Consider the following 11367-nt stretch of genomic DNA (forward strand, 5'->3'; position numbering starts at 1 on the left):
CGGCGCGCTGGGACGATTCGTGGCGGCCGAGCACAGCAGCGCCCTGCTGATGCTCGTGGCCACCACGGCGGCTCTGGTGTGAGCCAACTCGCCCTGGGCTGGGGGCTACGAGGCGCTGTGGGGCACCGAGCTCGGCATCCGGCTCGCCGACGGCCACGTCTCACTCGAACTGCGTGAATGGGGCAACCAGGGGCTCATGGCGCTGTTCTTCTTCGTCGCCGGCCTGAAGATCCGTCGCGAGCTCGACATGGGCGAGCTGCGCGAACGCCGCCGGGTCGCCGCTCCGGTGCTGGCCGCCCTGGGCGGGATGACCGTGCCCGTCCTGCTGTACCTCGCCCTCAACGCCGGGCAGCCCTCGGCGGCGGGGTGGGGCATCGTCATGGGTACCGACACGGCCTTCGCCCTGGGCGTGCTCGTCCTGGTGCGCGGCGCGTCCGCACGGGTGCGGACCTTCCCCCTGACCCTCGTCGTCGTCGACGACGCCGTCGCCCTGACCGTCGTCGCGCTGGCCTACACCGATGACGTCTCCTGGGCGGCGCTGCTGGTGGCCGTCGCCCTGTTCGCGGCGGCGGCGCTGCTCCGCGCGGCAGGCGTCACCCGGGGCGCTCCCTACGCGCTCCTGGGCGTCGGGGTGTGGGGAGCCACGCTGGCCTCGGGGGTGCACGCCACCGTCGCCGGCGTGGCCCTGGGACTGATGGCCACCGCCTACCCACCCAGGCAGGAGGGACTGCGCCAGGCCGGCGCCCGCTGGCGCGTCTTCCGCGTGAATCCGACGCCCGCGCTGGTCCGCCGCACCAGCTGTTCCGTCATCGCTCCGTCTCTTCCAACGAGCGTTACCAGCACCTCTTCCACTCCTGGACCAGCTACCTCGTCGTCCCGCTCTTCGCCCTGGCGACCGCCGGGCTCGCGCTCGACGCCGGCGTGCTCGCTCGTGCGGCAACGTCACCGATCACGATCGGGATCGTGCCGGGACTGGTAGCGGGCAAGGTGGTCGGGATCGTGGGGGCCACCTGGGCGGCGGCATACAGGGGCGGCCTGCCGCTGCCCCTGCCGTGGGCACAGCTTGTAGGCACCTCCACCCTGGGAGGGATCGGGTTCACCGTCTCGCTCCTGATCGCCGGCGTCAGCTTCACCGGCGAGGCCCTGGAGGAGGCCAAGGCAGGCATCCTCGCCGCCTCGCTCCTGGCCGCCGCCCTGGCCTGGGTGGTCTTCCGGGTGCTGACCCGGCTGCCGGGCCGGGCGCGCACGGCCGGGGCGGATCGCCGCGCCGATCACCGACCTGGCGGACCGCGTCGACCCCGAGGTCGACCCACATCCTCGGCGACCCGGACGCACCCGTGACCCTGGTGTGAGGGCGACGTCGAGTGTCCGCACTGCCGCCACGCCCACGAGGTGGTGAGCCGACCGCGCCGGGAGATCGGTGCGGAGCTGGCCGTGGTCTTCCGCCATCTGCCGCTGCCGGAGATCCACCCCCACGCCCAGCTCGCCGCTGAGGCCAGCGAGGCCGCCGCCGCGCAGGGGCGGTTCCGGCCGATGCTCGAGACGCTCTACAGGAGCGATGGAGGCCTGAGTCGCCAGGACATCACCGTGCGGGCCGCCGGTCCGGGGCTGGACGTCGAGCGGTTCACCAGCGACCTGTTCGAGCGGCGTCACACTCTGCGCGTCGAACGCGACATCGACAGCGCCTACGCCTCCGGGCAGCCAGGACCCCCACGTCCTCCACGGTCATCGCTACCGCGGCCGTCACGACGTCCCGGCCATGGGCGCTGAGATCCACCGCCTGCTCGGCGTCCGGGCGTCGCCGGGCTCCGGCCGCGGAGATGACGTCCGAGGGCGATGACCACCGCTCCGCCCCGGTCGTCCTGTGCCCGCGGCCGTGCGGCGGCGGAATGATGGCGCTGCCCTCCCGGTGGCTGTGCCGCATCCTTCCTGGGGACCGCCCTGTCCTCGATGCTCCCGGGCGGTTGCGGATCGACGTCGGCCGCGGACTCAAGGACAGCTCGCAGCGGCACCCCGCCATCGACGTGCTGGTCAACCGCTTCGACCCCCAGCACAGTTCACTACCGAGGAGCAGGGACGATCGCAGAGTCGACGCAGCACATCCACGAGTCGGCCCGGGGCCTGGACGGGGGCGACGCCTGGGTCATCTGCCCCGACGGCGGCACGTTCACCGAGGCGCGCGGGCGGCAACGCATCGTGGCTCCACCAGACGGCCTGCACCAGATGGAACGCGGGCCGAGGAATGCGCCATGTCATGGCGCCTCGTCCGCGGGATTTCGGCGGCGCTCGACCTCCTGGCAGTACGTCGCCAGCGAGGCCTCAACCATCCGTCAGCCGCCGTTGGGCACGATCGCGCGCCTGATCGGGGTGTCGGTCTGCGGGCCGACGCCGAGCTCGTTGTCCTGGTCGATGTGACCGGGGGCGTAGGCGGTCGTGCCGGCGAGCGTCGGACGGCTCGTGAAGACGGGCAGCTCCAACTCACCCAGGTCTACGCCGAGCTCGGGCCGAAATCCGGGGTGGAGCCCGTCGGCCGTACCCGGGCTGGGGGCCGGCCCGCCCTGGCACGGGCACCGGCGCCTCGGGCTCCTGCGAAAAGGGGTCCGACCCTCTGGCAAACCGGGGTCAGTGCTGGTGTCCTCCGCCCGGCTGCCGACCGGTGCGGGCGGTGGTGTCGGGGCGCTGGACTCCGCCCTGTCCGTGAGTGTGCCCGCCGAGGTGCATGACCATCATGAGCGCCACGAGCGCGAGGGTGACGATCGTTGTCGTGGACACGCCGGCCGTCCACAGGACCACGCCGAGGACCACGACACCCGCGTAGAGCCACAGCTGCTTGCGGTTGATCATGTCGTCCTCCGGCTGCTTGGCGCGCCGCGTACCGGTGCGCTCCCTCGATCCTCTCCCGAGGCGGGGGCCCGAGTCACGAACGTTCGTCGACAGTCCACCGAAAAGACGTCATTTCGTCAGGCTCGCCCTGAGCTCACCGCGGGAGCGGTCAAGCAGTCGCGTCGCCGCTCGGCTCGAGCATCCACGGGTGCGGTGCCGTGAGCCGCTGGGCCTCCGGCGGGCCCCACGACCCCGGCGGATAGGGGAGGGGGAGTGGACGGTCCGGCCCCTGCAGCGGCGCGAACGCGGTGAAGGCCGAGCGCAAGCTGTGCGAGGTGGTGAACAAGGTGTGATCGCCTGCGAGCACGTCGTAGAGCAAGGAGGCGTAGGCGGAGATCGGCTCACCGCCCGGCACGTCACCGGAGCGCAAGGCCTGCGCGGCCCAGGGGCAGCTCCGGGTCCGGCCCAGGAGTCTGGACGGTGACGCCGACGCTGATGTGCCCCGGGCCACTGAAGTCGATCTCGATGGTGTCCGGGGCTGGCGCCTCGCCGGCGAGCGGGCCCTCCGGCGCAGCGCATCACCAGGGTGATCCGTTGCGCCTTGAGCGCCATGCGCTTGCCTGTGCGGAGGACGAAGGGCACACCTCGCCACCGGTCCATGTCGATCCACAGCCGGGCCGCGACGAAGGTGTCCTGAGTGGAGTCCGACGGGACGCCGTCGATGTCGGTGTACCCGTCGAACTGGCCCAGCACGACGTCCCGGGCAGGATCGAGGGGGCGAAAGCGGCTCATGACGGCGTCCCGGGCAGCCACGATCGCCTGCGGGTCGCGCAAGTCGGCCGGCGGGTCCATCGCGGCCTGGCTGGCGACGTGGAACAGGTGCGTGACCAGCATGTCCAGGGCGACACCGGTTGCCTCATAGAAGGCGGCTCGATCGGCGACGTCGAGCGCCTCGGGGACGTCGATCTGGACCTGCTCGATGCTCCGGGCGTCCCACTGGGACCCGAAGAGCCGGTTCGCGAAGCGGAGGGCGTAGATGGACTGCACGGCCTGCTTGCCGAGGAAGTGGTCGATGCGGAAGACCTGGCCCTCGGCCAGGAGCTGCCGGACGGTGGCGTCGAGCTCCTTCCGGACGACCGGCGTCCCGGGGTTCTTGCGGGCATCTGCCGGCTCAGCGGTGGGCCGAGGCTTCGTCGGAACTTCGTCGTCGCCACACCGGACAAGCACGAATTGGGCGTTGACTTGTTGCTGATACATCACGGTTTCGGCAGTCAGCCGGTGCTTGTCGACGCGGGGGGCCCGGCCGACGAGGCGCGGCCTTCTCGGTCAGCGGGATCGTCCCTCGTCCGCCAGTCCATGGACCCCTTCGTCGCGCAGTAGACACTGGAGCCAGGATGACAACCACCATCGGCACCGACCCCGGCACGGCGTCGGTGCAAGCCCATGACGCCGCTGTCGAGAGCGAGCTGATCAGGCTCACGGATGCGCTCCTGGCAGCCGTCGGTGCCCGCGAGACGCACGAGCTCGCTCAGCGAGCGCTCATGCCGGTCCTGTGTGACCAGATCCTGCCTCAGGTCGCCGCCGAGCAGATCGTCTTCGGGGACACGCCGGCCGCTCCACGCACCGACCTTGTCGGTGCCGCCATGGCGGCCCAGGAGCGTCACCTCATCGGTCTCGTCGCGGAGGTGGACCACGCCGCGACGGGCATCGAGGCTGTCCGGGCTGCCGACGCCGTCGCCGCCCTCCCCATGATCCGTGCCGAGGAGATGACGGTGCCAGCGCTCGCTGCCTACGGGTCCCCGGTCGGCGCCGCGGCGCCGACCGGGAGAACCCCGACGTCGTGGACCTGCACGCGATCGGCTACGCCCCGAGGAGGTCGCCGCCGACTTCTCCCTGCTGGCCGCCGCGCTCAACCTCGCCCGCCCGGGGCGTCGTCCGGCGCCCGCCCCAAGACCGGGTCGGGATGAGCCGCGGCCCGGCCTGACCCGGGGCAGGCGGCACTGGCCGGCCCACAGGCCGCTCAAGGCCCACGGGCGACCACCACCCCGGGAAGACGCCTGGACGAGAGGACTTGGCCGAAACTTCATCGTCGCGACGGTGGATCGAGTATCAGGAGCGGCGTTGACTGATGCTTGATCAACTCCGGGCATCGAGAGAAGCGGATACGGACCAAGAAGGGACGCGAACCATGATGGACCTCAACCACTGGCGCCGCGACGACGAACCGGAGGATCCGACAACCCCGCTGCCCGAGGTCAGCCGCGCAGCGCTCGCGTCGCTGCCGGAGCACGACGTCGAGGAGGCACACTTCAGCAGCGGTGACGTGGGCGTCACGGAGGACGGTCGCCCGGTGGGCCGGATCTCCGCGCTCCTCGCCGTGGCTGTCGTCTTCGCCCTCACCCTCTGGGGGCCGCCCGCCTGGGCGAACCCCGACGAGGAGGAGAGCGAGTTCGCGGTCGACCTCGTGCAGCAGGCGATCTCCCTGATCGCCAACAGGGGCGGTGCGGACCGGGCGCTGGAGAAGATGGAGGACGCCCTCGAGGCGCCTGATCCGTCCGGTGTCGACCTGGCGCTCGTGCAGCAGGCCGCGACCGTGGTGGAGGAGGCCGCACCCGGCGCGGCCCGGGAGGAGTCGCTCGCGCAGAGCCGGCAGATCCTGCTGCAGGCGGCACCGGCGCTGAACGAGCCCTCCCCGGTGGCCATGACCGGGGGCCTGATGACCGGCACGACCGTTGTGCTCGACGACCTCACGCCCGCCCGCGGAATCAGTGACGGAGGCGACATCGTGCTGCTCGTGCTCGCCGCCGCCTCCGCCGGGCTGGGCCTGTATCTGGCACGGCTGTGGCGCCCGCATCACAGCCTGCGGCAGCTGCGGGCACGCGGCGCTCGGAAGGGGGTGGCGTGATGAGCGCGCGCACGGAAGGGCACACCTCGTCGCAGGCGGCGGGCCGGCGTCCCACACGGTGGCGTCGCGTCATCGACGCGGTGGACGAGCGGATGGGACTCAAGGCGCTGGCGTACGACGTGCCCGAGCACGCGAACAACCTGGCCTGGAGCATGGGGGCGCTGACGGCCATCTCCTTCTTCCTCCTGCTGGTCTCGGGCATCTACATCGCGCAGTGGTACAACCCCATGCCCGAGGTCGCCAACCAGTCGGTCCGCACGATCATGACGCAGGCCCCACTCGGCGCCTTCGCCCGTGGGTTGCACTACTGGGCGGCGCAGGCGATGTACATCCTGGCGCTGGTGCACATGCTGCGCGTCTTCTTCACCGGCTCCTTCAAGCGTCCCCGCGAGGGCAACTGGATCGTCGGTGCGGCCATGCTGCTGCTGACCTTCCTCGCGGTATTCACCGGCACGGTTCTCAAGTGGGACCAAGAGGGCTTCGAGGCCCTGACGCACAACCTGGACGTCGCCGAGCTGATCGGCGGTCTGGGCATCTGGTTCACGGGTGAGCTGGCACCGGAGGTGCCCCTCGTGCTGCGCCTGTACACCGGGCACGCCGTCATCATCCCCGGCCTCATCCTGGCGCTGTTCGTCATCCACGCGCTGCTGGTCAAGCGTCACAAGATCTCGCCGCATCCGGACATCCTGCCCACCACGCTGGAGGAGCCGGCGCCGTTCACCGAGCACCTCAAGAGGGCCGGCGCCTACGGTCTGGTGCTGCTCGGGATCCTCACGGCGTTGTCGGTGCTGCTGCCGCCGATCATCGGACCCACCCCGGTGGAGGGAATCGAGACCACCCGGCCGCTATGGATGTTCTGGTGGTTCTTCCCCTTCGAGCAGTGGTTCGGCGTCAGCTCGGTGGGCATCATCATGGGTGTCGTCTTCTTCGCACTGTTCTTGGTCCCGTTCCTGGACCGGAGCCCAGAACGTGGCTGGCGCCAGCGGAAGCTGGCCGTCACGCTATTCGGGTTGTTGGCGCTGTTCATGCTCGTGGTCAGCGTGTACGTGTGGATCAACAACGCCCAGGGCCACTGATGGCCTCCGTGGCCGTCAGCGCCGCGCGGCGCCGTGCCCGACGGTGGTTCTGGTCGCTCCTCGTCATCGCCGTCCTGGGCATGGGGGTCGTCTACCGGTCGATCGATGCCCCGTCCTCCCCTGCCGTAGGGACGGCCTTCCTGCTCGGCTCGGTGGTCGTGCTGGCTGCGCTAGTGCAGGCGACCCGGATCTGGGCGGCGCTCGAGGGACCGGTCCGCGTGCCGCGCTGGTTCCGGCGGCACAGGAGCGCGACCACCGCTGGTGGGCCCTCGCGGGACGACCCAGCGGGACCACGGCGGGAACGATAGAAGGGCCCGCAACGGTAGAAGGCTCGCCCCGGGTTCCTGGACCCAGGGCGAGCCTGTACGCCACGGTGGTGCACGCCGCCGGATCCGCGTCGAACATCTCAGCGCAGTGCCCGCAGCAGAAGTAGAGCGCTCAGCCGGGTGGTCGCGCGCCAGCCCGTCCGCCTCGGCCCGTGAGCGACCGTCGCGTTTGCCCTTGGCTCACCGGGGTTGCGGGTGGGTGAGTCCTCCGCCGACCATGATCATTCTCAGTCAGTTGTTGTCTTTGTCGCGGAAGAAACGGGCGATGCGGCGGTGTGGCTCGATGATGGCTCGAGCGTTATCCGATGCCGCTGTAGGAGTGGAGGCTGTTGAAGACGAGGTTGACGAGGAAGTAGTTGGCCAGGATGGCGACGAACCCGGCGATGGAGAGGTACGCGGCCCGGCGTCCTTCCCACCCGCGGGTAGCGCGAGCGTGCAGGTACGCGGCGTAGATGACCCAGATGACGAAGGACCACACCTCCTTGGCGTCCCAGCCCCAGGGGCGGCCCCAGGCGTACTCGGCCCAGATCGCACCCGCGACGAGGGTGAAGGTCCACATCATGAAGCCGACTGCGTTGAGCCGGAAGGCGAGGCGTTCGAGCTCGGCCGAGGAGGGCGCGACGTCGAGCAGGTGCCCCCACAGACCGTGCGGCTTTGTCCGCGCTCGTTCCTGGGCCAGCGTGGTGGTCGCCGCCGCACCGTCCGGCCGAGGCGCCGGAAAGGGGGGTGGGTGCGGGATGGCTGTACGGGACTGGCGCTGCTCGGCGCGTTCCTGGACGAGCTGGAGTGTCGAGAGGGTCGCGGCGATGGTGAAGACGCCGACGGCGAGGGTGGCTATGGAGACATGGATGATGAGCCAGTAGGTCTGCAGGGCCGGTTGGAGGCCGTCGGCGCGGACGTAGAGGACGGAGACGGCGACACCGAGCATGAGGAGCACGGGGCCGAGGACGAAGGTGCCGAGGAAGCGCATGTCCCGGCCGCGTTGCAGGGCGAGGAAGATGACCATCGCGACGAGGGAGGAGAGGATGGAGAACTCGTACATGTTCGCCCACGGCACGCGCGCGGCGGCGACGGACCGGGTGATGACACCGAGCAGGTGCAGGGCGAAGCCGAGCCAGGTGGTGGTCATCGCGATGCCGACCGCGCGACGGCGATCGCGGTGCGGACCGCGGCCGCGCAGTCCGGAGAGGTCGATGGCGAAGGCGGTGAAGCCGACGGTGTAGGCGGCCATCGCTCCGTAGATGAGTACGAGGCTGATCTGGCCCAGGGCGGTCTCGGGCATCAGTGTCCTTTCCGGGCTGGGTCGGGGTCGGCGGGTGCCGTTGTCGTTGGTCCGGTGGTGCCGTCTGCGTCGTGCGTTTCCGTCGTCGTCCGGCGCGGCGGGGCGACGGGGGAACCGGCGCTCCGGAGCACGCGTGCGAGGTCGCGGGCTAGGCCGGGGTCGTCCCCGCGGGCCAGGGCCGCCCCGGAGACGACGGTGCCCCCTCCGCTGGGGGTGTCGGTGAGTTTGACCCACAGGCGTCGGCGGGGGACGAACAGGGAGGCGAACAGGCCGAGCAAGGCGAAGACGGAGGAGCCCAGCAGGTAGGGCAGGGTGGGGTCGTAGCGCAGGTCGAGGCCGACGAAGCGCGGGAGGGAGCCGAACGTCACGGTCCCGAGTCCCTCGGGCAGCTCCACGCTCTCACCCGGGGAGAGGAAGAGGGTCACCGGCTGTTGGCCCTCCTCGGCGGAGCCGGGGGAGCCGTCCGGGGCCTCTTCGTAGATCTGGCGCATGTCGTCGGTGTCCAGGACGTAGACGTTCTGGGGCACACCGTCGTCCAGGCCGAGATCACCGGCCCAGAGGGTCAGGGCCATCAGTGGGGCGTTGGGCTCGGGGTGGGCGGAGTACACCCCCGAGCCGTCCTCAGCCATCATGGCGGTGGGCAGGAAGGCGCCGGTGAGCCCGAGCTGCTCACCGACGCTGACGTCGGGCACCTTCACGACACCGCGGGAGGTGTAGACGGAGTCCTGGGGCAGGAACGGGACCGGCCCGGAGAAGGCGACCTGTCCCGCACCGTCGCGCACGGTGATGTCGGGGGCGAAGCCGTTGCCCATCAGGTAGAGGTTCGCCCCGCCGGCGTCCATCGGGTCGTTGACCTTGATGACCTCTCGGCGGGTCGATCCGTCCGGCTCGCTCACGCGCACGGTCGCGGCGAAGTCACGCGCGAGGGCATCGGGGGTGAACTCCGACGCGAACTCCTCCAACGTGAACGTGAAGGGCGCGAGGGAGTCGGGGTCGAAGAAGGTGCCCGGTTCGAAGGTGTCGTAGTCGAGCACGGAGTTGGCGAAGGACTCCCCCTCCACGACGATGAACTGCCCGCGGTAGCTGTAGAGCTGGCCGGCCGCGAGAGAGAGGAGGACTCCGATGAGGGAGAGGTGGAAGACGAGGTTGCCGCTCTCGCGCAGGTACCCCCGCTCGGCGGTGATGCCCTCGGTCGTGACCGCCGCACGGTAACGCCCCTTCAGGGCGGCCATGAGGTTCGCCTCCACCGCCGGGCGGGACTCGGTGACCGCGAGCTCCTCCCGCACCGGGAACCGCTGGAAGCTGCGGGGCACCCGCGGCGGCCGCGCGTGCAGCGCCCGCCAGTGGACCCGGACGCGCGGCACGATGCACCCGATCAGTGAGATGAACAGCAACAGGTACACCGCGGCGAACCACGGCGAGCCGTACACGTCGAAGAATCCGACCCGCTCGAGCCAAGGAGCAAGGCGCGGGTAGGCGGAGAAGTACTCATCCACCCGTGCAGGGTCCTGCGGCCGCTGGGGAAACAACGACCCCGGCAGTGCGACCACGGCCAGCAGCAGCAGCAGCAGGATCGCGACCCGCATGCTGGTCAGCTGGCGCCACATCCACCGGAGCCAGCCGGTCACACCCAGCGCGGGCGACTGCGCCCGGCCCGTCCCCACCTCGGGGCCATCTTCCCCCTGCCCAGCCTTGGAGCTCAGGTTCGTCGCATCGACCTCAGTGGCGGTCCTCAAGGCGCTCACACCACCGTCTCGAAGTCGGCGACCATGCCCTGCAGGTATCCCGAGAGCAGGCCCCACAGCCCGGTGACCATGGCCAGCCCGAGCGCGACGAGCAAGGCCCCGCCCAGACGTCCCATGAAGGCCAGCCCCATGAGGATGACGAGTACGCCCATCGCGCGCACGATCGCGTCCATCCAGGCGGCGAGAACTATTCCTGCCCAGGCGAACACCACGCCGAGCAGCACGAAGACGGCGGTGAAGCCCGCCACGAAGAGCACCACACCGGTGAGCATCCGCCCGTTGCCGACCCATGATCGACGGTCACGTTCGGAATCTCCTTGAGCGCCGACCATGCCACCGAGGTAGCCGACATAACCGGGAAGCAGGGGGAGCACGCACGGGGAGGCGAAGGAGATGGCTCCGGCGACCCCGGCCACGGGCAGGGCGGCGAGCATCGGTCCGGTGAGCACGGTCGACTGAAAGAGGTTGGCGATCTGGTCCCAGTCCATAGGTCAGATCTCCTCGGCCAGGGCGTCGTCGATCAGGCCTCTGAGGATGGTCGGGTCGACCTGGCCCAGCATGCGGGCGGACACACGCCCCTGGCGGTCCATGACTACCGTCGTGGGCATCGCCTGGAGGGGGACGAGGCCTTCGAAGGCAGCCACCCCGCGGGCGTCGGCGTCGTTCAGCGAAGGGTAGGGGACTTCGAAGGTGCGCTCGAACGCCTGCGCCGTTCCTACATCGTCGCGGGGGTTCACGCCGAGCATCTCCACGCCGTCGGGGGAGTAGTCCTCGTAGATGGCCCTCAGATCTGGTGCCTCGGCACGGCACGGCGGACATGCGGCGTACCAGAAATTCACCACCACCACGTCACCACGCCAGTCGGCCAGGTCCAGCTCGTCCCCGGCGTAGGTGGTGCCCACCAGGGAGATGGGCGCGGCGCGCTCCTCCGGGGCCCAGGTGGCGAAGGTGCCATCTCCGGCCACATAGCCACCGCCTGCGCTGTCGGACGCGGCGACTGTCGAACCGCCAGGCGCGCAGGCGCTGAGCAGCAGGGCCAGGACCGCAGAGATGGCTACTGCGAGGTTTCTACGTGTGCGCAAGCGTGCCGGCCGGGGACGCCAGCGGTGGGACGAACTGCGGCTGACGACTGGGTTCACTGCAGACACTTCACAACTCTCGGTAACGGTCGACCCCGTGGGGCTTTGCCTGCCTGCCTGCCATGGGTGGA

At 70.4% G+C, this 11367-nt stretch carries 12 protein-coding genes and 2 pseudogenes; 8 read left to right on the forward strand and 6 right to left on the reverse strand.

The window, feature by feature from the left end:
* Positions 1 to 94: 94 nt before the first annotated feature.
* The 3 genes and pseudogenes from AAEM63_RS07615 to AAEM63_RS07625 all read left to right on the forward strand — a co-directional run.
* A pseudogene (locus tag AAEM63_RS07615) lies at positions 95 to 694 on the forward strand (Na+/H+ antiporter NhaA); the annotation flags it as partial.
* Positions 634 to 1341, forward strand: a complete 708-nt coding sequence (locus AAEM63_RS07620; RefSeq protein WP_341360945.1) for a Na+/H+ antiporter NhaA — start codon at positions 634 to 636, stop codon at positions 1339 to 1341. The pseudogene AAEM63_RS07615 and the gene AAEM63_RS07620, both read left to right, overlap by 61 nt.
* A gap of 27 nt (positions 1342 to 1368) precedes the next feature.
* A pseudogene (locus AAEM63_RS07625) lies at positions 1369 to 1770 on the forward strand (hypothetical protein); the annotation flags it as partial.
* A gap of 560 nt (positions 1771 to 2330) precedes the next feature.
* On the opposite strand, the gene AAEM63_RS07630 reads toward AAEM63_RS07625, so the two are convergent.
* On the reverse strand, positions 2331 to 2477 hold the full coding sequence (locus AAEM63_RS07630; protein WP_341360946.1) for a hypothetical protein: 147 nt from the start codon (positions 2475 to 2477) through the stop codon (positions 2331 to 2333).
* Positions 2478 to 2622: 145 nt separating this feature from the next.
* On the reverse strand, positions 2623 to 2844 hold the full coding sequence (locus tag AAEM63_RS07635) for a hypothetical protein (RefSeq protein ID WP_341360947.1): 222 nt from the start codon (positions 2842 to 2844) through the stop codon (positions 2623 to 2625).
* A 459-nt stretch (positions 2845 to 3303) separates the two neighbouring features.
* Here AAEM63_RS07635 and AAEM63_RS07640 point away from each other — a divergent pair, with 459 nt between their 5' ends.
* The 5 genes from AAEM63_RS07640 (at position 3304) to AAEM63_RS07660 (ending at position 7112) form a co-directional block, all read left to right on the forward strand.
* A complete protein-coding gene (locus AAEM63_RS07640; protein ID WP_341360948.1) occupies positions 3304 to 4203 on the forward strand; it encodes a hypothetical protein in 900 nt (299 codons plus the stop codon).
* Between the two features lie 14 nt (positions 4204 to 4217).
* Positions 4218 to 4790, forward strand: coding sequence for a hypothetical protein (locus AAEM63_RS07645; RefSeq protein ID WP_341360949.1), 573 nt, complete (start codon positions 4218 to 4220; stop codon positions 4788 to 4790).
* 221 nt (positions 4791 to 5011) lie between these two features.
* The gene (locus tag AAEM63_RS07650; RefSeq protein WP_341360950.1) at positions 5012 to 5728 is read left to right on the forward strand and encodes a hypothetical protein; all 717 of its coding nucleotides are present in this window, start codon (positions 5012 to 5014) and stop codon (positions 5726 to 5728) included.
* On the forward strand, positions 5728 to 6804 hold the full coding sequence (locus AAEM63_RS07655) for a cytochrome b N-terminal domain-containing protein (RefSeq protein ID WP_341360951.1): 1077 nt from the start codon (positions 5728 to 5730) through the stop codon (positions 6802 to 6804). Before AAEM63_RS07650 ends, AAEM63_RS07655 begins: the two co-directional genes overlap by 1 nt.
* Entirely contained in the window at positions 6804 to 7112 is a 309-nt protein-coding gene (locus tag AAEM63_RS07660) for a hypothetical protein (protein WP_341360952.1), read from the forward strand. Before AAEM63_RS07655 ends, AAEM63_RS07660 begins: the two co-directional genes overlap by 1 nt.
* 316 nt (positions 7113 to 7428) lie before the next feature.
* Here AAEM63_RS07660 and ccsB read toward each other — a convergent pair whose 3' ends face one another.
* From ccsB to AAEM63_RS07680, 4 genes are read right to left on the reverse strand one after another with little or no spacing between them, the layout of a single operon-like run.
* Positions 7429 to 8412 carry a c-type cytochrome biogenesis protein CcsB gene (gene ccsB, locus AAEM63_RS07665; protein ID WP_341360953.1) on the reverse strand — a complete coding sequence of 328 codons (984 nt, stop codon included), beginning with the start codon at positions 8410 to 8412 and terminating at the stop codon, positions 7429 to 7431.
* Positions 8412 to 10148, reverse strand: a complete 1737-nt coding sequence (locus AAEM63_RS07670; protein WP_341360954.1) for a cytochrome c biogenesis protein ResB — start codon at positions 10146 to 10148, stop codon at positions 8412 to 8414. Before AAEM63_RS07670 ends, ccsB begins: the two co-directional genes overlap by 1 nt.
* A 5-nt stretch (positions 10149 to 10153) precedes the next feature.
* Positions 10154 to 10645: a cytochrome c biogenesis protein CcdA gene (locus AAEM63_RS07675; RefSeq protein ID WP_341360955.1), complete on the reverse strand. Its 492-nt coding sequence runs from the start codon at positions 10643 to 10645 to the stop codon at positions 10154 to 10156.
* A 3-nt stretch (positions 10646 to 10648) separates the two neighbouring features.
* Entirely contained in the window at positions 10649 to 11122 is a 474-nt protein-coding gene (locus AAEM63_RS07680; protein WP_341360956.1) for a TlpA disulfide reductase family protein, read from the reverse strand.
* Between the last annotated feature and the right edge of the window lie 245 nt (positions 11123 to 11367).

The sequence above is a fragment of the Georgenia sp. M64 genome, from assembly GCF_038049925.1.
Taxonomy (GTDB): Bacteria; Actinomycetota; Actinomycetes; order Actinomycetales; family Actinomycetaceae; genus Georgenia.